This is a genomic window from Christensenella intestinihominis, from assembly GCF_001678845.1.
GTDB lineage: Bacteria > Bacillota > Clostridia > Christensenellales > Christensenellaceae > Christensenella > Christensenella intestinihominis.
The window spans coordinates 29391-51344 of the sequence record NZ_MAIQ01000012.1 but is presented as its reverse complement, the minus strand read 5'-3'; the positions used below and the strand labels follow the sequence as shown (position 1 = coordinate 51344).

20 protein-coding genes and 2 riboswitches are annotated in these 21954 nt (G+C 53.4%); of the genes, 10 read left to right on the top strand and 10 right to left on the bottom strand.

Features of this window, described 5'->3' with window-relative positions; all coding sequences use genetic code 11:
* The 9 genes from BBD38_RS14590 to rplA all read left to right on the top strand — a co-directional run.
* Nucleotides 1–84: EF-Tu C-terminal domain-related protein (locus BBD38_RS14590; RefSeq protein WP_330672288.1), on the top strand; the 84-nt coding region annotated here is incomplete at its 5' end.
* Nucleotides 85–294: 210 nt separating this feature from the next.
* Nucleotides 295–377: riboswitch (cyclic di-GMP riboswitch) on the top strand.
* Nucleotides 378–490: 113 nt separating this feature from the next.
* The gene (locus tag BBD38_RS13045) at nt 491–4795 is read left to right on the top strand and encodes an Ig-like domain-containing protein (protein ID WP_066688956.1); all 4305 of its coding nucleotides are present in this window, start codon (nt 491–493) and stop codon (nt 4793–4795) included.
* A gap of 108 nt (nt 4796–4903) precedes the next feature.
* Nucleotides 4904–5854, top strand: a complete 951-nt coding sequence (locus tag BBD38_RS13040) for an ABC transporter permease (protein WP_066688955.1) — start codon at nt 4904–4906, stop codon at nt 5852–5854.
* 39 nt (nt 5855–5893) lie between these two features.
* Nucleotides 5894–6841 carry a glycosyltransferase family 2 protein gene (locus BBD38_RS13035; RefSeq protein WP_066688954.1) on the top strand — a complete coding sequence of 316 codons (948 nt, stop codon included), beginning with the start codon at nt 5894–5896 and terminating at the stop codon, nt 6839–6841.
* 167 nt (nt 6842–7008) lie between these two features.
* Nucleotides 7009–7158: a 50S ribosomal protein L33 gene (gene rpmG / locus BBD38_RS13030; protein WP_046442442.1), complete on the top strand. Its 150-nt coding sequence runs from the start codon at nt 7009–7011 to the stop codon at nt 7156–7158.
* A 20-nt stretch (nt 7159–7178) separates the two neighbouring features.
* The gene (gene secE, locus BBD38_RS13025; protein ID WP_082989688.1) at nt 7179–7451 is read left to right on the top strand and encodes a preprotein translocase subunit SecE; all 273 of its coding nucleotides are present in this window, start codon (nt 7179–7181) and stop codon (nt 7449–7451) included.
* 13 nt (nt 7452–7464) lie between these two features.
* The gene (gene nusG, locus BBD38_RS13020; protein ID WP_268873184.1) at nt 7465–8094 is read left to right on the top strand and encodes a transcription termination/antitermination protein NusG; all 630 of its coding nucleotides are present in this window, start codon (nt 7465–7467) and stop codon (nt 8092–8094) included.
* 76 nt (nt 8095–8170) lie between these two features.
* Complete coding sequence (gene rplK, locus BBD38_RS14865) at nt 8171–8596, top strand: 50S ribosomal protein L11 (RefSeq protein ID WP_066688953.1); 426 nt, start codon at nt 8171–8173, stop codon at nt 8594–8596.
* A 3-nt stretch (nt 8597–8599) separates the two neighbouring features.
* The gene (gene rplA / locus BBD38_RS14860) at nt 8600–9292 is read left to right on the top strand and encodes a 50S ribosomal protein L1 (RefSeq protein WP_066688951.1); all 693 of its coding nucleotides are present in this window, start codon (nt 8600–8602) and stop codon (nt 9290–9292) included.
* Between the two features lie 93 nt (nt 9293–9385).
* On the opposite strand, the gene BBD38_RS13005 is transcribed toward rplA, so the two are convergent.
* From BBD38_RS13005 to argC, 10 genes are all read right to left on the bottom strand, one after another.
* Nucleotides 9386–10987, bottom strand: a complete 1602-nt coding sequence (locus BBD38_RS13005; protein ID WP_066688949.1) for a DUF4153 domain-containing protein — start codon at nt 10985–10987, stop codon at nt 9386–9388.
* 198 nt (nt 10988–11185) lie between these two features.
* Nucleotides 11186–11401 carry a helix-turn-helix domain-containing protein gene (locus BBD38_RS13000; protein WP_066688947.1) on the bottom strand — a complete coding sequence of 72 codons (216 nt, stop codon included), beginning with the start codon at nt 11399–11401 and terminating at the stop codon, nt 11186–11188.
* A 9-nt stretch (nt 11402–11410) separates the two neighbouring features.
* Complete coding sequence (locus BBD38_RS12995; protein ID WP_066688946.1) at nt 11411–11854, bottom strand: DUF2975 domain-containing protein; 444 nt, start codon at nt 11852–11854, stop codon at nt 11411–11413.
* A gap of 143 nt (nt 11855–11997) precedes the next feature.
* On the bottom strand, nt 11998–12267 hold the full coding sequence (locus BBD38_RS12990; RefSeq protein ID WP_066688944.1) for a hypothetical protein: 270 nt from the start codon (nt 12265–12267) through the stop codon (nt 11998–12000).
* A 90-nt stretch (nt 12268–12357) separates the two neighbouring features.
* Nucleotides 12358–13329 carry a hypothetical protein gene (locus BBD38_RS12985; protein WP_066688942.1) on the bottom strand — a complete coding sequence of 324 codons (972 nt, stop codon included), beginning with the start codon at nt 13327–13329 and terminating at the stop codon, nt 12358–12360.
* Between the two features lie 19 nt (nt 13330–13348).
* Nucleotides 13349–13876, bottom strand: coding sequence for a GNAT family N-acetyltransferase (locus BBD38_RS12980; protein ID WP_066688940.1), 528 nt, complete (start codon nt 13874–13876; stop codon nt 13349–13351).
* Between the two features lie 14 nt (nt 13877–13890).
* Nucleotides 13891–17085: a carbamoyl-phosphate synthase large subunit gene (gene carB, locus BBD38_RS12975; protein ID WP_066688938.1), complete on the bottom strand. Its 3195-nt coding sequence runs from the start codon at nt 17083–17085 to the stop codon at nt 13891–13893.
* A 61-nt stretch (nt 17086–17146) separates the two neighbouring features.
* Nucleotides 17147–18340, bottom strand: coding sequence for an aspartate aminotransferase family protein (locus BBD38_RS12970; protein ID WP_066688935.1), 1194 nt, complete (start codon nt 18338–18340; stop codon nt 17147–17149).
* A 52-nt stretch (nt 18341–18392) separates the two neighbouring features.
* Nucleotides 18393–19271 carry an acetylglutamate kinase gene (gene argB / locus BBD38_RS12965; protein WP_066688933.1) on the bottom strand — a complete coding sequence of 293 codons (879 nt, stop codon included), beginning with the start codon at nt 19269–19271 and terminating at the stop codon, nt 18393–18395.
* A gap of 118 nt (nt 19272–19389) precedes the next feature.
* Nucleotides 19390–20424 carry an N-acetyl-gamma-glutamyl-phosphate reductase gene (gene argC / locus BBD38_RS12960; RefSeq protein WP_066688930.1) on the bottom strand — a complete coding sequence of 345 codons (1035 nt, stop codon included), beginning with the start codon at nt 20422–20424 and terminating at the stop codon, nt 19390–19392.
* 210 nt (nt 20425–20634) lie between these two features.
* A riboswitch (cobalamin riboswitch) is annotated at nt 20635–20848 on the top strand.
* Nucleotides 20849–20969: 121 nt separating this feature from the next.
* Here argC and BBD38_RS12955 point away from each other — a divergent pair.
* Complete coding sequence (locus tag BBD38_RS12955; RefSeq protein WP_066688929.1) at nt 20970–21944, top strand: ABC transporter substrate-binding protein; 975 nt, start codon at nt 20970–20972, stop codon at nt 21942–21944.
* Nucleotides 21945–21954 lie beyond the last annotated feature (10 nt).

The following is a 21954-nucleotide window of genomic DNA, read 5'->3' as shown; positions in this document are numbered from 1 at the left end:
GCAATCGAAGAAGGACTGCGGTTCGCAATTCGCGAAGGCGGACGCACGGTAGGCTCCGGGGTTGTATCCGGGGTTATCGAGTAAGCGCAGGCCAAGGAACAAAAGAAACAAAAAGGAATGGCAGGCTGCCATTCCTTTTTTGCTTTCGTTAAAATGTATTGGCCGGAATTTGGCAAATTGCGGGAGGTAAATCATACATTTTTTGCTCCAATGCTTAAAATTGCCTTTACAAAGCGTATTTTCATGATTATTTTGTTGACCTTTAGGGAAAAAGGAGTACAATAAAAGTAAGATAATCTATAAAGGCAAACCTGTCGAAAGGCGGGGACGCAAAGCCAACGGGTCTAAACGGAAAGCAGGATGGCCGGGTTGCAGGTTAAGTGATGTTATTTCCTTATAAAATACCAGATCGGTAAGGTATTTTAATTACACTTCTGCAAAACCATCTCTGCGGACCAAACTGATCCAGAAACAGATGGGGAAGCAAATCATGAGAAAACAAACAAAAAAAGCAGGCAGCAAAACAAAGAGGTGGATTGCGGTCTTATTGGCGTCCGCACTTATTTTTGGCATATTTGGGATATCAAACGCCCAGCCGGACGCGACGGGCGCGACAGATGCAGAAACGACGGCGGAGCAGGCAGAAGTACCGGAGGAAACGGCAGAGCCCAATGCACTGCAGCCGGAAGAATCCGGGATGCCGGAGGAAAGCGGCGAACAAGAGGGAGGGGCCGGGGAAATGGCCCAGCCGCAGGAAAGCGTAAGCGCGGAAGCGACGGTGGAGCCTTCGCTGCAGCCGGATACAGAACAAACATTCGCATCTCAGGCTGTGCTGCCGGTGGAACGGGACCAGCAACCAATACAGGAAGAATCGGCAAGGGAAATTCCGCAGACTGAAAGCAATGCGATTGCAGAGGACCATACAAATCCGGACGTGCTGGATGTTTGGGTGGGAACGGCCCCGGATCATCTCGAGAAAATGGATTCTTCTTTTAACGGGAATACGGGTTCGAATATTTTTTATGAGTTCAGGGCCGCTTCTGTGATGTCCGCCGAACAAGAGAAGGTCTACCTGAAAATCACCGCAAAAGACGATTATGCGGGAAACGTCCGGGGTGACGCAGCGGTAGGCTTTCAGGTAGGGGACGACAGCTATGACGCGACCGTAAGGCTGGGCGAGGTTTTGGCGCTGGACGCGGCGTTTTTCAGGAGCGTGGCATATGGCGATTATGATTTGCTCCAGTTCACCGTTTCCTATGCGGGAGTATGGGCGCAAAGGCTTGTGGACGGCGCCTTGACCTGGGAACAGATGGACGGGAACTACACCTATAAGGGATATTTGAAAAACTTATTCCAACCGTCGGAACAGCCGGGAAAAACAGTTGTATTGACAGACTATATCGGAACTTACGGCAGCGAAAATCCGGACGCACCTGCAATTGAAATCTATCAAAGCGGCAGCGCGGTGAGGGGCAGGATCGTCGGGGAATTGCAGGCGGATGGGACACAGGCGGAAAGCGGTGTTTCGGCGTCGTCTTCTTTTGACGGAAACGGAAGCCTGGTCGTTACGCTGAAGGTAGGGTATGGCGTAAACGCTTATTTTACGGTTGGCGCGGATGGAACGCTTACCAGCCAGGGAAATTATGCGTACCGGAAAGCCGCGGGGGAAACGGCGGGCGCATTCAGCGGCCTGATCCCGGTGGGAACCGTATATTCCAAAACGAAATTTGCAGCGAAAAACGAACGAACCGGGGAAGAGTATGAATCCCTCCAGAAGGCGATCAACAAGGCGGAGGCGGGCGATACGATCCTCCTTGGAAAAGACTGCGAATTTGGAACGACCACGCAGACAGGGTATGATGAAGACGGCGTGGGATACGGTCTTTACGGAAAATTTTATAAGCCCCTCACGATTCGCAGCGACGAAGGGGCGCACACCGTTACGATGACCAGCATGCTGACCGTAACCGCCGATACCACATTTGCAAACGTGGTTGTGGAAGGCGGAAAGAGCAACAGCTTTGTGATAAAGGAAAATTCGACGCTGACGCTTGAGGGCGGCGCGGTGCTGCAGCATCTTGGTTCCTCCGGCGTGCAGGTGGGCGAAAATATGGCCACGTCCGGAACGCTGGTCATGAAAGAAGGGTCCGCCGTGATGGGAAATGCAAAAGACGGCGTGAAGCTGATGGGAAACGGCACGCTTATCATGGACGGCGGGGAAATTTCTAACTGCAACGGCGTTACGACCAACCAAGGCGGCTCCGGCTATGGCGTAACGGTTGCCGGCGGCCATTTTACCATGAACGGCGGAACGATTTCCGGGAATTCCGGATTTGCGGGCGGGGGCGTACAGGTTACAAGCAGCATCTGGGCGACGGAACCGGCGACGTTCGTGATGAACGGGGGAACCATTACCGGAAATTCCGGAAACGGCACGACGAGCGCGAGCGTTTGCCTCCAGGGAGACGGCTGCAGCGTTACCATAAACGGCGGCGCCATCACCGGAAATACCGGCGGCAGCAACCAGGCGACTCCCGGCGTTTCTGTCACAGGAGAAGGCGTTTTCACCATGAACGGTGGGGAAATTTCAGGAAATACATCGGGCAGGAATAACCGGGCGGCGGCTTTCTACATGACCAAGGGAACTGTGGTCCTTAAAGGAAATGCAAAGATAACAGGCAACGTATCAAACGATACTACTGCCAGGATGCCGGTTGCGGGAATTTACATGACGGGCGGCAGCCTTACGGTTACCGACCAGGCGCAGGTGACGGAAAACACCATGCCGTTTGATACGGGCGCAGGCGGAATTTATATGTCAAACGGCAGCCTGAATATTTCCGGAAATGCACAGGTAACGGGAAACACGAAAAACGGGGCCCCGAGCAATGTTGTGCTGACTTCAGGCAAATCGATCGACGTGACGGGGATCGGAAGTGCCGCAAGAATCGGCGTGACGCCCTACCGGACAACGGCGGGAACGCTGGTTGCAACCGCGGATGACGGACAGTCAATGAATATGGAAAATTTTGTGCCGGATGGAACGGAGGTTTCATTCATCGGCCTTAGCGGGAAGGCTGTGGTAGGCATTCCCACTACCGTAAGCGCCGACGGACTGGAAAAAGATGTATTTATTGCGGGAACTGCCCCGACGGTGGAATTACAAGGTCTTACCGTTAAAAAGACGGACGGGACGGTAATTCCGGGAGCGGCAGTCACCCTGCTGTATTATACGGACGACAACGGACAGCCCGGCACTCAAATCGCGGTACCGTCGGAAAAGGGAACCTACTGGGTTCGCGCGAAATATGACGGCAACGCGAGCTATTATTACGGCGAAAGTGTGGACGATACCGCGTATTCCTTCCGGATTGTTCCCGGTGTGGAAAGCGTGAGCCTTGACCGGGCCGCGCTGGTGCTGGAAAAAGGCGCGGATGCACAGCTGACGGCAACGGTACTGCCAGAGGACGCGGCAAATAAGACGGTCGCCTGGAGTACGTCAAACGCGGCAGTGGCAGCGGTTGAAAACGGCAAAGTAACCGCGGTTGGCAGCGGTGCGGCGACGATCACGGCGGAAGCCGGAGGCAAGAAGGCGATATGTGAAGTGACGGTCAGCGTTCCAAGTGCCTCGGTGGCGGTGACAAGCGTAACCTTGAGCAATTCAGCAATTTCCCTTGATATGGGGAGCAAAGGACGCTTGGTTGCATTTGTTAAGCCGGATGCGGCAACGGACAAGGGGCTTACATGGAGCTCTTCCGATCCTCAGGTGCTGGAGGTTGACCAAACGGGTTTATTGCTTCCCGTTGCACCGGGTACGGCGACAGTTACTGCCCGGTCAGCGAACGAAAAAATGGCTTCCTGCACCGTCACGGTAATGGCGCAGCCGGAGACAAAACCTGTCGTGCCGGGTATGGGCGGAAAAGAGCAGGTTGTGGTGGAACCCGAAATGAAGAATGGGAAAATTGATTCCGACACAGTCAGGGAAGCAATTTCAAGTGCAAAACCCGAAGAAGTGGTTGTAATAAAAGTGGATGCGAAAGATTCTGTGAATGCAAACGTGGATGCAAGCATAGTGGACGCAGTGGCCAACGGTTCACAGGCCGTGGTTTTTGCAACAACAGGGGAAGACGGAAAGATTTTAGCCACGGTTACGCTTGATTTATCCCTTGGAGTGGCGCCCGAAGAACTAAAAGACATCAACCTTGGATTTACCAACGAGGTAAGCACCGAAGTAGCGGAGCAAGCTAAAAACTCCGTGCCGGAGGGAGCGAGCATCCTGTTTATCCAGTTGGCGCACGACGGGGAGTTCCCCTGCCCGGTGACGCGGATGGATTATGTCGGCGGGAATTTTGCTCCGGGAAGTAACGTATATCTGTATTGGATCGATCCCACAGGGGGGCTTTGCGAGGAGCAGGAGCTTGCGGTGGATGAAAACGGCTATATTACCTATACAATATCGCACGCCTCGCCCTACGCGGTTTCCAGCCGCAGGATGGAGGCGGCCACGATTGCGCCCCCGACGGCAGGCGGCAGCGACAACCCGGGCGGCACGGGAACGCAGGAACCGGACGATCCGGGCACAGGCAGGCCGGACAATAACGGGGGAGACAGCCCGGGCGTTACCGGCGGTGATACGAAGCCGGTGGACCTAAACGCGGGCGATTCCGAACCCGCGACGGCGCCCAAAACAGACGACGGGCAGGATTTGCTGCCATATCTGTTCCTGGCCGCACTGATGGGCAGTGTGGCTGCGGTGGGCGCTGGCCTGGTGCACAGGCGCAGGAAAAGAGGATAGGAATAGCGGTAAAGCAAGAGAGGACATTTATAAATGTCCTCTTTTTTATGTAAGGCATTTATGATACTATGATACGATGAAGATGAACATACAGGAAGGGGATCGGGCATGGAACAAAAGATGACTTTTTTCAACACAGGGGCAGGCCTCCTGCCTGTTGCGGCGACCATGATCGCGATGTTTGGCTGTACGGCCTTTATACCTATGTTTTTCAGCGGGACGAATGCACAGAATGTGTGGATGCAGGTGGTACAGCTGACAGTCGTCGGTTGTGCGGTCTGCGTATCGGTGCGCGCAAAAGGACCGGACTTTTCGATTGCAGCGGTAATGGGGCTGACGATGCTCGTAGTCGGACAGTTCAGTGCGCAGGGCTACGGATGGGCGGCCGGACTTGTGGTGGCCTTGCTGGTCGCGGCGGGAATCGGGGCGCTGAACGGTGCGGTTGCGCTGTATACGCCAGTACCTGCCCCGGCAATAACGCTCATTGTGCTTGTGGGCTTGCGGGTATTGCTGGGCGTGATCCCGGCGCGGCCGGAGGCGATGGAAGATATTCCCCGTTTTGGGCGGTCGGCGCTTGCGGCGGCGGTTTTCCTTGCGGCCGTGGTTACGGCTGTGTTTTTGTTCGTATTCTTTACACGGCTGAAAACGCCGTTTAACAGGAGGCAAAAGGGCGGAAAGGAGCTTTCCTACCTGCTTGCCTATGTTGTGTCGTCCGTGCTCGGCGCGCTTGCGGCGTTTTTCCTGGCGTCGCGCCTGGGTGCGGCGATTGTTACCGTATCAGCGGATACTACCCTGTATATCGTGTTCGTGGCTGCGGCCATTTATGCAAGCAGGGCGTTTGATAACGGCTTATTGCCTGTGCTGTATGTGCTGTTGCTGGCTTTTTTGTGGGCGCTGATGTCCAATGTGATGAACCTGCTGGCGATCAGTTCCTTTGTACAGGATGTACTGGTACGCCTGCCGCTTGCCGCGGGCATGGCTGTACTGGCCTGTTTTACATCCGAATGGCGGGCAAAAAAAGCCGTACAGCCGATTGACTATGCGGGCAAAATACAGTAACATGAAATGAGAAATCTATCTGGAAAAGCAGGTAATCAAATGGACAAATTATATATCGTTGTGCCGTGCTATAACGAAGAAGAGGTGCTGCACGAAACGACAAAACGGTTGACTGATAAATTGAGCAGGATGGAAGCGGACGGGCTGGTTTCGCCGGACAGCCGCATCATGTATGTGGACGACGGCTCGAAGGATAAGACATGGCAGGTCATTGAGGAACTGCATAAGCAGGATTCGCGTGTGCTGGGCGTGAAGCTGTCCCGGAACCGTGGGCACCAGAACGCGCTGCTCGCAGGCCTTATGACCGCAAAGGACCTGTGCGACGTGACAATTTCCATGGATGCGGATTTGCAGGACGATATCGAGGTGCTGGACGAGTTCATGCAGAAATACAAGGACGGCTGCGATATTGTCTATGGAGTACGCAACAACCGTGATACGGATACCGGGTTCAAACGTAATACGGCGCAGGCTTTCTATAAATTGCTGAAATTTTTCGGCGTGGATTCCGTATACAACCACGCGGACTACCGGCTGATGTCAAGGCGCGCGCTTGAAGGGCTTGCCGAATTCGGGGAAGTCAACCTGTTCCTGCGCGGGATCGTGCCGCAAATCGGCTATAAAACAGCGACGGTTGAATATTCGCGCGGCGAGCGCTTCGCGGGGGAATCCAAGTATCCGCTGAAAAAGATGGTCGGCTTTGCATTCGACGGAATCACCTCGTTTTCGGTAAAACCGATTCGTATGATTACGACGGTGGGGCTGGTGATTTTTTTGGTGAGCCTCGTAATGCTGATCTATTCGCTGGTCGTGAACGCCATGGGGCATACGCAGGCGGGATGGACGAGCATGATGATGTCGATCTGGCTTCTGGGCGGCCTCCAGCTGATGGCAATCGGCATTATCGGCGAATATGTCGGCAAGGCATATATGGAAACGAAAAAGCGGCCGAAGTACATCATTGAGACCGTGCTCCGGGACGAATAAAAGGGGCGGCCGGGAAGGCCGCTCCTTTTGGCGAAAGAATACGAAAAAAACGCGTAAAAACATTGACAACAACAGGGTTTAATGGTAACATATAAAAGCATCTTTGATAAAAGGCAGAGAGTGCCTTTTTTTAGATTGCTCAAAAACAATGGACCGGAGGGAAGGAAATGCGCACGAAGATTACGCTTGCTTGCACGGAATGCAAACAAAGAAACTATGATACGATGAAAAACAAAAAGAACGACCCGGACAGGATTGAAATGTCCAAGTATTGCAAATTTTGCAAAAAGCATACCGTACATAAGGAAACCAAATAATTTTTTGAGGTGGCGTTACGATGGCTAAGACCAAACTACTCGGCGAGGAACGGGAAAAGCACCTGAAAGAGCAAAAGAAGCTCGCCAAGAAGAAGAATAAAAAACAAAAGAGGAGCCCTGCCCGTTTCTTTAAGGACGTTTGGGGCGAAGTTAAAAAGGTGACATGGCCGACGCGCAAGGATTTGTTCAAGACAACGTTTGCGGTCATTGTTTTCATCATTATTTTCGCAGTAATCGTTGGACTGATGGACTGGGGCTTTGGTTCCCTGTTCAAGACGTTCCTGCTGTCTTAGGAGTTATTCTCATATGAGTATGGATAAAAATGGACCCGAAGATGTTCAGATTCCTGAGGAAAACGCGAACATTGAAAAGCCTGCGGAAGAGAAAGAGGAAAAACCGAAATTCTTAAAGCAGGAAAAAACGGATAAGCCTTATTGGTATGTTGTATATACCTATTCGGGTTATGAAAACAAGGTGATGGACAACCTTTTAAAGACGGTGGAAAATCACAATTTGCATGACACGATTATGGATGTAAAGGTGCCGATGGAGGAATCCGTTGAAGTTAAAAACGGAAAGAAGCGCCATGTATCGAGGAAAATGTTCCCCGGTTACGTGATGGTAAAGATGTTCCTGACGGATGAATCGTGGTATGTTGTGCGGAATACGCGCGGCGTAACCGGGTTTGTCGGGCCGTCTTCCAAGCCGATTCCGCTTTCGGATGCGGAAGTGCGCTCGATGGGAATCGAAAATGTACGGATCAGCCTCGATGTTGAGGTTGGAAATAACGTGATTGTGACCTCCGGGCCGCTCGAAAGCTTTGTCGGCGTGGTTGAGGAAGTGAATACGGAGCGCCAGAAGGTCCGCGTGCTTGTCTCTATGTTTGGGCGCGACACCTCTGTGGAGCTCGACTTCGTGCAGGTAAAACGGATATAAAAACCTGAGTGTTTAAGAGTGGGAGGCGTAATCCTCACGCCGTACACCACATCATATAAAAGAAGGAGAAAAGAAAATGGCAAAGAAAATTGCAGGGTATATCAAATTACAGATACCCGCAGGAAAAGCGACGCCCGCGCCGCCGGTAGGTCCGGCGCTTGGACAGCACGGCGTCAACATTATGGATTTCACCAAGGCGTTCAACGAAAAAACGGCGCAGCAGGCGGGGCTGATTATCCCTGTCGTAATTACGGTGTATGCCGACCGTTCGTTCAGCTTTATCACCAAAACGCCCCCGGCGGCAGTGCTGATTAAAAAGGCCTGCAAAATCGAAAAGGCTTCCGGCGTTCCGAACAAGCAGAAGGTTGCGAAGATCACGCGCGCCCAGCTGGAAGAAATTGCGACTCTGAAAATGCCCGACCTGAATGCGGCAAGCCTCGATGCGGCGGTCAGCATGATTGCCGGCACGGCGAGAAGCATGGGCGTAGAAGTGGAGGGCTAAGCGATGAAAAGAGGAAAAAAATACCAGGACAGTGTAAAGTCCTTTGACAAAATGAACCTGTTTGACCCGGAAGAAGCGGTGAAGGTTTGCAAAGAAACCGCTAAGGCGAATTTTGATGAAACCATCGAGCTTTCCGTAAAATTGGGCGTTGACCCCCGCCATGCGGACCAGCAGGTAAGGGGCGCGGTTGTTCTCCCGCATGGTACGGGTAAAGCGGTACGCGTGCTCGTCATCACCAAGGGCGATAAGGCGAAGGAAGCCCAGGATGCGGGCGCGGATTTTGTCGGCGCGGAAGAAATGATCGAAAAGATTCAGAAAGAAAACTGGTTTGATTTCGATGTGATCGTGGCGACTCCCGACATGATGGGACAGATCGGCCGCATTGGTAAAATTCTCGGGCCGAAGGGCCTTATGCCGAACCCGAAATCCGGAACGGTTACGATGGAGATCGAAAAAGCGATCAACGACATCAAAGCCGGTAAAGTGGAATACAGGGTAGACAAAACGGCGATTATCCACGTTCCGATCGGCAAGAAGAGTTTCAGCGAAGACCAACTTCGTGAAAACCTCAAGGCGATTATGGACGCGATTGTTAAGGCAAAGCCGTCGGCTGCAAAGGGTACGTATCTGAAAAGCGTGGTCCTTTCCGCAACGATGGGCCCGGGCGTGAAGTGCAACCCGGTACGCTTTATCTGAACGAATTAAAAAAAAACGGCAGAACATATGTTCTGCCGTTTTTTTATCCCCGGGGTGCGCTGCGGGGCTATATACGGTTTCCTGCCGGAAGGATTACGGCTGGGAGAGGGTAAACGCATCCTTGATTGTATTGATGTTTTCGGTCAGCTCCGGAACCGTTTTGAGCGCTGCGCGCGCGGCATCCCGTCCCAGGTTCAGGTACCGCCAATCGCACGACACCTCGAGGTCCCGCATGATGCGGCGCAGGTTATAAGCCTGTGTGATGACCTGTTCATCACGGTACAGCAATACCTTGCCGTCGCCAAGGTATTGGTAATTGAAATCGTCCATATCCGTATAGGGATCGGAATCAACGATCATTGTCGTGAAATAGTCGGCGTCAAGGGAATCGATATAGTAGGGAAGCGCATCGGCGCTGAGTGTCGTAAGATACGTGATATCGGCATTCCCGCCCTGGTTCTTTATATTTTCCCGTGCGATAAATGCGTCTATATTCCAGAAAGCGAGCGCCATATAGCAGCAAAGGAAGCAGAAGAAGGCGCATTTTTTCAAGTCGACGCGGGGCAGCCACAGCCGCAGGATGCTGACGGCTAGGAATAAAAACAATGCTGCCATAAAGAATTGGGTGAACAGGCGCAGCTGGGAAAAGCCAAAGCTTTGTTCGTACAGGGTCATGCGTGAAAAGGATGAAACAAGGAGAATGATTGTACAGACGAGGAGAAGCGACATAAGGACGCGCCGCAGGTTGAAAGCCGCGTGCGGGCAGGGAGCCGCAAAGCGGAGCAGCAGGAACACGATGGTCATCACAATCGCGGCGGCCGCGAGAAGCTGCCAAAATCCGCTGCGCGCATATTCGCTGTAGGTGATGCCTTCCGGGACACGCCCGGAGAACAGGTAAAGGAACTGGATGCTGCAAAAGATGGCAAGAACCGCGCACAGTGCAAAAAGCAGGACAAAGGAAGCGGCCTGGTTAAAGGCGGCGGCCTTATCCTTGTGTACAGGAGGAACCGTGCCCCGCGCACGAATTTTATTTCCAAGCGACCAGAATAATCCGGAGAAAAGCGCGAATAAAACAAGCGCGCAGAGCACCTTGCCCACAATATCGCCCCATTTGAGGTTCCCGAACAGGTCGGCAAAGAATTTGCTGAATACCGCATCGCCGGAAAGGAGAAGCGGAATCACGGCAAGCAGGACGGGAATCGTGACGGCGATGCCGATCAGGATTCCGGTAAAACGTCCCTTCCCGCCGCTCCTGTATTGGGAGAAAGAGTTTTTTATGCCGCCGAAGGAAAAGGAGAACCACAGCGCCAGGCTGTCGCCGACAAATAGGACGGAATATGGGTCATAGAGCGCATGGCTCATACACAGCATGACCTGCTCCCCCGTGAGCAGAACAATCAGGATGGCGTTGATCGTAAGCAATACCGGGTTATTGAACAACAGGAACGTAACCGCCAGAAGGGCGGTAAAAACCAGGTGGAAAACCGTGCGGCGGCATCCCTGCCAAAAACGTTTGCCGAACAGCATACCGAGGCACAGGTAAAAAGCGGCAAGATAGAGCGGAATGTTGAGGCCCGGGGGGATGAGGCCCGCCAGGTTATCGTAAAGCAGGATGCAGAACAATATGGCAAGCACGGTGCCCGCGAGGGCAAGGCGCGGGGTACGGACCCCGGCCTGCGTGGATTCAATATTCATGGGAAAACCTCCTTTTGGTTACCTGCCCGGACAGGCAGGAGAGAATATACGGCAATTAATTATTAAATATTTTGCACCGGACGGAGGGCAAACGGCTCCGGCCGGCCTGTTTTTGGGTATAACAAACCAGCCGCAATGCGCATGGGAAAGATGCGGTGCGGGATATTCCTTATTGTGTTTCCGCTATGGTTTTACGGTTCAGGCGTCCTCGTCCGGGATATACTCCAGCAAGTCGGACGGCTGGCAGTCGAGCGCCCTGCACAGCGCGTTCAGGGTAGAGAAGCGCACCGCGCGGCATTTATTGTTTTTAAGGATAGACAGGTTCGCGAGTGAGATATCTACTATGGACGAGAGCTCGTTTAAGCTGATTTTCCGTTTTGCCATCATTACGTCGAGGTTTACAAGGATTGCCACATTATCACCTCACACAGTCAGGTCGATCTCTTCGCGGTATTCCGCGGCCCGCTCAATCAGGTGGGCAAGCACCTGCGCGCACAACACGCCGAGGAGCAGGACGGCAATACACAGCAGTTTCGAGATGGAAGGCACAAAACAGAATATGAATATGAAATCCGCCAGCAGGAGCGCAAGGGCGACGGACAGGCGCTTTAAACTTTTGACATTGCGCCGTACAAACGGATTGCCCTCCCTGACGCTGAGGATCAGCTTACGCAGCTCCCACAGGAACCACAGGGAGATCGAGCCAGCCGTGTAGAAAAAGAACATACTCGGCACCAGATAGATAAAGTAACGGGAGACCTGTTCCGTCAAAAAGGGAAGGTCCATAAAAAGCACGAATATTACCACCATACATACCAGCAGGATCACGTTCAGGGCGCCCGCTATTTTTTTACCTGAAATTTTCATAAAAAGCCCTCCGTCCATTCGCTTTCATGAATCAGTATATCGTGCGCATTATTATATGTCAATAAAAATTTATCGATTTTCGATAAAAACGGAACTAAAAAGAGGAATATACAGCCCGTATATTCCTCCTGCCAGGATTCTTTTTAAAAGATTGCCGCAATACAGCCAATGGGCAGCAGGATGACCCAAAAAATAACGGCGAGCAGAGCGAGCACGATACACACTGTGCCGATGGCTTTCCCTGCGCGCGCGTTCTTATCCGCGGGATCGACCTTGATGATCTTACTGCCCGTCGCAACGGCGACAATGGCCAGCACAAAACCGATAAACGAAAGATAGCTGAGATGGAGCGTGGGAATCCATGCGAGGATATCGCACAAAAGAGCCAAAAGTCCTAAAATCAATGATACCATAATAAATTTCCTCCCTGAACTATTTTATTTAATAAACAAAAAACAATACGGGAAACGGCAATTCCCTTCCTTTTCCGTAGATTTCAGCCTTTAAGAAATCGTAATGTGATAGCCGTATTTTTCCGCAAGCTCCGCATGTGCCATCATAAAATCAAAATCCAGTGAGCGGATTTCCCGATCCCACCGATGGTACTCCTCGTCATATTGTTCCTGCGTATATTCCCCGCTGTCAAGCTTCTCCTGCGCTTCCTTGATTTTAGCAGATAACGGGGCAAATTTCGCTTCATATTCCGCCCATAATTGGTCGTATTCGGCCTGGTAAGCCTCGTTTTCTTCCATGGGAACGAGCGTAGGCCCGGGCTCGGAGGCTTCCGTGGGCACAGGCGTCCCGGGCGTTTCCGGCCCCGCATCGTTATCGCCATCGGGCACGGGCGTTGAGGTTGGCGCGGGCGTTGCTGCGGCCGCGCGGGCGGCAAGGTCAACCGGTACAGCCGTCAGCGGATCGAAATCGAGCGCCATGCGCACGACCTTATAATCCGTAAAAATCGAATCATCATAAGGATTTTCCCGGTCGCCAATTGTAAAAACCTCCGCCAGGTTGTTTTCCGACCTTGTGCGGCAGACAAGCTGTTCACCCTCGGAAAGGAATTTTGCGGATTCTGCCGTCACGGGCTCCTCGTGGAAAGAGACGATGTAAAAACCCTGTTCGATCACAGAGCCATCCGCCGGGTCGAGCTTTTGGCCAAAGGCAAAATATTCATTATCAGCGTTTCCCGCGTCAAGGTAGACGGGGAAACCGAGATCGGCCGGGATATTGACATCCAATTGCGGGGATATAATGAAAAAAAGTTCGGGAATATCCGTGAAGGTCTCCGGCACCGCCATGAGCGTTACGGAAGCAGGCGGCGGCGTGGGCGACGGGGAAGGCTCCGGCGACGGTGCTGCGGACGGGGCCGCAGAGACGACAGGCGGCGTGGAAGGCTCCGGCGCTGCCGAACAGGCGGAAAAAAGCGCGGCGAACAAAACAACCGCGCTTAAAATGATTGCCGAAAGCTTTTTCATAACCGCTCCTCCCGTGCGCCTAATGCTTGGCCCTGGCACACACCGTTTCGTAATCAAACATTTCATCCATCTCGCAAATTTCATTCACCATGAGCGCCCGAATATAGTCGCTGTCCTTGGAGATGGAATGGATGTAATAGCCGTTTTTGAGGTAAAACGCCACTGTAGAGCGCATTTTGGACGCCGTATGCAGGGCGATGGCGCGCACGCCCATGGAAAGGCATTCAATGCGCACCTTCTCGAGCAGCAGGCCGCCGATGCCAAGGTTCTGCGCCTCGGGGTCGATGGAAAAGCGGCTCAGGTAGGCAATGCCGTCCGCAAGCAGCTCGAAACGAACGCTGCCCACGATTTCACCATCGATCTTGGCGATATAAACATTTTTGCTGCGGATATCCGAAAGCACGTCGTCAAGCGTTTCATACAGTGCCGCGACGCTTTCGCGTTTGCGGATTTCCTTTGCATAAAGGTCAAAAGCACGCTTGGTAATTTCAAGGACGTCTTTTGCATCGGCTTCCGTGGCCTTTACCAGTAAAATCTGATCCATCATGATGCGCCGCCCCCTTATTTGTAATCGCCGAGCGGAATAATGCTCAGCTTGTCGTCCGACTGGAGCACCTTAAGCATGGAATTCACCGTATCCATGGACGTAATGCACGGAACGTTGAAGCCAACCGCCGTACGGCGCAGGCGGAAGCCGCTGCGCGTTTTTTGCTTACCGCGCGTGGGCGTATTGACAATCAGCACGAAATCCCCGGATTTGATGCGCTCGAGCACATTTTCATTGGGCACAAGCTCCGTTTCAAAGCCGTGCTCGCTGAAATATTGATGTGTTCCCGGCGTTGCCGCGAGCTCGAAGCCGCATTCCTTCATTTGCTTTGCGATGCCAAGCGCTTCTTCTTTATCGCGGTTGGCGACGCTGACGAGTATCGTGCCTTCCTTAGCCGGGATGCTGCTCCCGGAGGCCAGGAACGCCTTTTTCAGCGCTTTGATGAACGTACGGTCCGTTCCCATCACCTCGCCCGTGGATTTCATCTCCGGTCCGAGGAAGGTGTCCACCGTGGCAAGCTTGGAGAAGGAGAACACCGGGGCCTTGACGGTGACAAGCCGCGATTCCTTGTGAACGCCCGTTTCATACCCCATACCCTTAAGCGTTTCACCGAGCATGATGCGCGTCGCAAGGCCGACCATCGGCACGCCCGTCACTTTGGACAGGATCGGGACGGTGCGGCTCGCGCGCGGGTTTACTTCAATGACATATACGTTTTCTTTTTCATCCATAACGAACTGGATGTTGAAAAGCCCCTTGACGTTGAGCGCCCGTCCGAGGGCAATGCCGTATTCCGCAACCTTCTTTTTCGCTTCCTTGGAGATGGTCTGCGTGGGATAGACTGCGAAGCTGTCGCCCGAATGCACGCCTGCACGCTCGAGGTGCTCCATGATCCCCACGACGAGGACGTCCTCGCCGTCGCATACCGCGTCGAGCTCAATTTCCTTGCCGACGACATATTTGTCCACCAAAACGGGCTTATCCGGGGAAACCTCCGCCGCCATCGTCATATATTCGGTGAGCTCCGCGTCGTTGTACACGATTTCCATGGCGCGGCCGCCGAGCACATAGGAGGGACGCACGAGCACCGGGTAACCGATATCCGCCGCCGCCTCGAGCGCGTGCTCGAGGGAAAAGGTTGTATCGCCCTTGGGAAGCGGGATATCGAGCTCCTGCAGCACATGCAGGAATTTGTCCCGATCCTCCGCGCGGTCGATGTCTTCCACCGAGGTGCCGAGCACCGATTTACCCGTATCCACAATGGGCTTGGCAAGGTTGATCGCCGTCTGGCCGCCGAACTGGACGATGACGCCTTCCGGCTTCTCCTTATCGATGATATCGAGCACGCATTCTTTGGTGAGCGGCTCGAAGTACAGCTTATCGGACGTATCGAAGTCCGTGGAGACCGTCTCCGGGTTGGAGTTGATGATGATGGACTCGTAGCCCATTTCCTTTAAGGTGTTGACGGAATGCACGGAGCAGTAGTCAAACTCGATGCCCTGGCCGATGCGGATGGGGCCGGAACCGAGCACGATGACCTTTTTGCGGTCGGTGCGCTCGACCTCGTCCTCATTGTCGTAGGTCGAATAATAATAGGGCGTGACGGCCTTGAACTCGCCCGCGCAGGTATCCACCTTCTTGAAGGACGGATGGATGCCCATCGAATTGCGCATATAGGTGATCTGCGATTCGTGCGCGCCGATGCAGTCCGCGATGTAGCCGTCGCCGAAGCCCGCCTTTTTGCACTTCCGAAGCACCCATTCGGGCAGGTCTTCGATGGTGTAGCTCCTAAGGCGGCTTGAAAGGTCGACGATGTTTTTCAGCTTATTGATAAAGAATTCGTCAATCTGGGTGATTTCATGCAGCTTTTCAACCGTATAGCCGCGTTCGAGCGCCTTTGAGAGCACGAAAATTCGTTCGTCGTCCGGGTTGCGGAGCGATTCGTGGAGCTCGTTCAGCGTCCAGTCGTCGATGTTTTTCATGCCGAGGTTATAGTTGAGTTTTACGTCGAGGCAGTCGATTGCCTTCAGCAGGGATTCCTCGATGCTGCGGCCAATGGCCATGACCTCGCCCGTGGCCTTCATCTGCGTGCCGAGAATCCTGTCTGCGCCCGTGAACTTATCGAAAGGCCAGCGGGGAACCTTGGTGACTACATAGTCGAGCGTCGGCTCAAAGCATGCGTATGTCTTCCCGGTAACGGAATTTTTGATTTCATCGAGGTTGTAGCCCACCGCGATTTTTGCCGCGACACGGGCGATCGGATAGCCTGTCGCCTTGGAGGCGAGCGCGGAGGAACGCGATACGCGCGGGTTGACCTCGATGACCACGTAATCGTAGGAATTCGGATCGAGCGCATACTGGATGTTGCAGCCGCCCCTGATGTCGAGCGCGCGGATGATTTTCAGCGCCGAGGTGCGCAGCATCTGGTACTCGCGGTCCGTAAGCGTCTGGGAGGGCGCGACGACAATACTGTCGCCCGTATGCACTCCCACGGGGTCTATGTTTTCCATGTTGCACACGATGATGCAGTTATCGGCATTGTCGCGGATCACCTCGTATTCAATTTCCTTCCAGCCGGCGACACTCTGTTCGAGAAGCACCTGGTGGATGAGGCTCATTTTAAGGCCGCGCGCGGTGATATCCCGAAGCTCGTCCATATTGTGCGCAACGCCGCCCCCGGTTCCGCCGAGCGTATAGGCGGGCCGCACGATCAGCGGGAAAGGGCATTCCTGCGAAAATGCTTCCGCTTCCTCAAGGGAGGTAACGATGGTGGAGTGGGTCGTTTTCTGTCCGGTTTTCACCATCAGGTCCTTGAATAGCTCGCGGTCTTCGGCCAGCTTGATGGAATCGAGCTGCGTACCGAGGAGGCGGACGCCAAGCTTGGGCAGGATACCGCTGTTATCCAGCTCGATGGCCATATTAAGGCCCGTCTGGCCGCCGAGGGTCGCGATGATTCCCTGCGGTTTCTCCTTTTTCAGGATGCGGATAACCGTATCGAGGGTAATCGGTTCGATATAGACCTTATCCGCCATATCAAGGTCCGTCATTATCGTAGCGGGGTTGGAATTAATGAGCACAACCTCGTAGCCTTCTTCCTTCAGGGCCTTGCACGCCTGCGTGCCGCTGTAGTCAAATTCAGCGGCCTGCCCGATGATGATCGGGCCGGAACCGATTACGAGTATTTTCTCAATGTCTGTAAGTTTTGGCATGGTTTCCTCCTGCGGTGTTAAAATCTTTTAAAAAAAGCAGACGCTTGCGCCTGCTTATCAATCATTGGAATAGCCGGTCGAGCGCTTCGATCAAAAGATCGATTTGCTTTTGCATGATGATGTAGGGCGGCGCAAAACGAAGCGTATTCGCCCCGGCCGTCCCGATCACAAAGCCCTGCGAGAGTAGCGCACGCTGCATTTCGTGCGCATCGGCTTTGCCCGAGAGCTCCGCGCCGAGCAAAAGCCCCTTGCCGCGCACGTCGATGATCGTATCCGGATGTTTTTGCATCAGGGCTTCAAGCTGCTGACTGAAATACGCGCCCATACGCTCGACATGGGAAAGCATTTTATCGTCGATTTTGTTCGTTACGTAAAGCCCTGCCGCACATGCGAGGGGGTTCCCGCCAAAGGTGGAACCATGATCGCCCGGGCCGAAAGCATCCGCAAAAGGCGCGGAGGCGAGGCAGGCCCCAATGGGGATACCGTTCCCGAGCGCTTTTGCCAGCGTGACGACGTCTGCCTTGATGCCATAATGCTCCTGCGCAAGCAGCCTGCCCGTACGGCCCATGCCCGTTTGCACCTCGTCGATGATGAGGGGAACATCCGCCTCTGTGCACAGGGCGCGAAGGAGGGAAACAAACTCCCCGTGCAGGGGAAGAACGCCGCTTTCACCCTGTATTACTTCGAGTATTACACCGCATTTATCCGCTGTAACAGCGGCTTTTGCGGCCTCCATGTCGTTTGCGTCAATATAAGTAAAATCATAAGCCGTGGGACGGAAGGGCTCGTGGAATTTTTCCTGCCCGGTTGCGGAAAGCGCAAGAAGCGTCCGTCCGTGGAAGCTTTTTTTGAGCGCGACGAACTTATCGGAATCCTTTCCCTTGCCGTATGCGTACTTCTTTGCCAGCTTAAGGGCACATTCGTTTGCTTCCGCGCCGCTGTTTCCGAAAAACACACGGTCGAACCCCGTTTTTTCACATAAAAGCCGCGCCAGCCGCGCCTGGGGCTCGTTGTAAAAATAATTGCAAATATGGACGATGCCGGTATCGACCTGGCCCTCGAGTGCGGCCTTAAATCCTTCATCCGAATAGCCGAGGCAATTAACGGCAATTCCGGCGAGAAAATCGATATATTCTTTCCCCGCGGAATCGGTAAGGACCGCGCCGCTGCCGCCGGTAAATACGGCGGGCAGGCGTGTGCCGAAGGTTTTCATATGGTATTGCGAATCCAGTTCTTTCAGTTCGTTGTAAGTCATTCTATATCTCCGATTTCATAAGCGCCGCCATAATAAGCCGCCAGGGGCCGCTTTAGCCGGTTACCATCGTTCCGATACCGGAATCCGTAAAGATTTCAAGGATGATCGGGTGCGGAATCGTGCCGTTTAAAATATGGGTCCGCCCAACGCCCTTCTCGATTGCGGAAAGGCAGCTTTGCACCTTGGGAAGCATTCCGCCCGTAATCTTGCCCTCGTCAATCATATTTAGTATATCCGTTTTGGAAGCTACATACAAGAGGGATTCGGGATCATCTTCCTTTGTGCGGATGCCGTCCGTATCGGTCAGGAAAATCAGCTTTTCCGCCTTGAGGGCCGTCGCGATTGCGCCTGCGACCGTGTCCGCGTTGATATTATAACTTTCCCCGTGGTCGCCCGTGCCGACAGGGGCGATGACCGGGATATACTGGTCGTGCGCGAGGGTGTTGAGGAGCGTCGTATTGATGGACGTAATCTGCCCGACATTGCCAAGGTCCACACCGTTTTTCGGCGGGGCTTTGACTGCCTTGATAATGTTTCCGTCGATGCCGCACAGGCCGATTGCCGACGCGCCCATGCCGTTCAGCTTGGCGACAATTTCCTTGTTGATTTTCCCGGTGAGCACCATCTGCACGACTTCCATAGTGGCGTCGTCGGTCACGCGCAGCCCGTCCACAAAATTCGGCTTGATATCGAGGGAATCGAGCATATGGTTGATATCGGGGCCGCCGCCGTGCACCAGAATCGGGTTCATCCCGACGAACTTCAGGAGGGTGATATCCTCCATGATTTTCTGCGTGAGGTCGTCATGCATCATGGCGGCCCCGCCGTATTTGATAACGATGGTCTTACCGAACAGGCGCTGGATATAAGGCAGCGCCTCCACCAGCATATGTGCGCGTTCCAGGTATTGTTCCATTTTTTGATCTTCCATAATTTCCACCTTTTAAATTAATAGATAACAGATAATATGCAACGGGCAGCGAGTATGCCTCCGGTATACGGCCTATGATGACCGGCAAAACCGATGCAAGCTTATCGTTCCTTCTTCACTACAGATACCATGCGGTGCGGGGCAGGCCCAGCGTCTCGTCAAAGCCGTTCATCAGGTTGAAGTTCTGCACCGCCTGGCCTGCCGCCCCTTTGATGAGGTTATCGGTGCACGAAACAAGGATAATTTTTCCTGTCCGCGGCGAGACCTCGAACCCAATCATGCAATTGTTGGAGCCCACCACGTACTTCAGCTCCGGAAGCTTACCGTGGGGCAGTATGTGCGTAAACGGGGTATTTGCATAATATTTTTCGTATGCTGCGGCAACCGCTTCGGGCGTAACGCCTTCCGCAAGGTCCGCGTAGATCGTTGCGAGGATTCCGCGCTTTACGGGCAGCAGGTGCGGCGTAAAGAGCAGGCAGACGTCTTTGCCGGATAGTCTGGTAAGCTGTTCCTCAATCTCCGAGGTATGCCTGTGCATGGGCACGGAATATGCCTTGAAATTATCGGCGGTTTCACAGTAGGAAAATGCGAGTTTTTCTTTCCTGCCCGCACCGGTAACGCCGGATTTCGCATCAATCACAATTCCCTTTTCGCTGATAAGGCCCTCCCTTAAAAGCGGGGCCAGCGCGAGGATGCTGGTTGTGGTGTAACATCCCGGGTTCGAGGTAAAGTTCGTTTTCTTCACCTGCTCGCTGAAAAATTCGGGGAGGCCGTAGACAGCCTCGCTGTTTTCCTTTTTTGCGGAATGGGTAATTCCATACCATTTTTCATAAATATCCGTATTTTCGTAACGGAAATCGCCGGAAAGGTCGATCACCTTATGCCCCTTTTTCAGCAAAGAAGGCGCCGCCGCCAGGGATTGCCCGTGGGGAAGGCATAAAAACACGAAATCGTCCGCGCCGAATTTGCCGTCCATATCCTGGAGCTCCAGCTCTTTTTCCGGCAGGAAATTTGCATAGATATCGTGAAGCTTTTTCCCGGCGAAGCTTTTTGATACGGCCTTATTGATCTGTACGCAGGGATGGGCCGCGAGGAGGCGTAAAAGCTCCGCGCCGACATAGCCCGTTGCGCCGATTACACTGACATTTACCATGGTTTTAAACAGCTCCTTTTTTATGCAGGGGCGCCGCGAAACGCTCCAAACTTCAATTAATATTAATAATTATACATTGAAATGAATAATTATGCAATAGCTGTTTGCGGGAAATATTTGATATATGGGTGTATACAAACCGGGAATGCAGCCAGGCAAAATAAACTTCATTGTGTTATGGAGCGTCTTGTGATATATTAATATTTGTAATTGAAATTGAACCAATCTGGTGCCGGGAAACCGGGTAAAAGGGAAAGCGTATGCCGCTACAGCCCACCGCTGCCGTGTGACGGAGCGCCTGCGCCGGACGGGAAACCGTCCGGAAGCTTGCGGGAAACCGCAAAAGGCCACTGGCGAAAGCCGGGAAGGTACGCAGGATGTGATGAAGTCAAGTCGGAAAACCTGCCGGATTGGGGACGTTTTTTTCTTCGGCGGGAAGGAAAAAAGTGCTTAACGCCTTTTTTGCATATGCCGAAAAGGTGTTTTTTATATGTAAATAACCGGCCCCGCCCCTGCGGACCGGATTATAAAAAGGAGTTTTTTAAATGAACAGGAAAAGAATTGCATTATTTGCATGCATCGTACTATGTATCGCGGTATTTGCGGGCTGCGCACAACCCGCGCCTGCGGAAACAAGCTCCGCGGCCCAGGCAGTGGCGCCTTCAGCGAGCGTTTCTGCCGAAGCAACGGAATCGGCGGAAGCGTCTTCCGCGGTCGGCGGCGTTACCGTAACCGATATGCTCGGCAGCGAGGTCACGGTGGGGAAGACGGATAAAATTGTTTCCCTTACCCCTGCGGGCACGGAAATCGTGTGCGCCCTCGGCGCGTCAAAGCAGCTTGTAGGCATCGACGCAAGCTCCGATTACCCGGAGATTACGAAATCGATCGAAGTGGTCGGGGATTTCAACGGCCCGGATGTGGAGAAGGTTGCGGCCCTTGAACCGGATGTTGTATTTGCGGGAAACGGGTTGCAGCAGGAAGCGATCGACCAGCTGAAAAATCTTGGAATTACGGTTGTGAGTGTGGAAGCGACCACCTTTGACGATATTTCCAAGGCCATCCGGCTTGTCGGCGAGGTATTGGGTGCGCAGGATGAAGCAGAGGCGGTAGTCGGCGAAATCGATGCGGCGGTCAGCGCGGCAGAGGCGAATAAACCGGAAGGGGAAAAGACCGTTTATTACGTTATGAGCTATGGGGATAACGGGAACTGGACCAGCGGCCCCGGCAGCTTCATGAATACAATGATCGAACTTGCGGGCGGAAAATGCGTCACGGAAAATGCGGAATATTCCTGGGTTGAATACCCGGTTGAAGACCTGGTGCTCGCGAACCCGGACATCATCCTGCTGGATACCAGCATGGGCAACACGGCGGAAGGCCTTGCTGACGCGCAGGGCTATCAGGACCTTGACGCTGTGAAAAACGGGAACGTATATGAAGTGGACGCAAACGTATTCACGCGGCCCGGCCCCCGCATTGCGGAAGCAATTACGCAAATCAGCGAAATCCTCAATAAATAGCGGCAAGGAG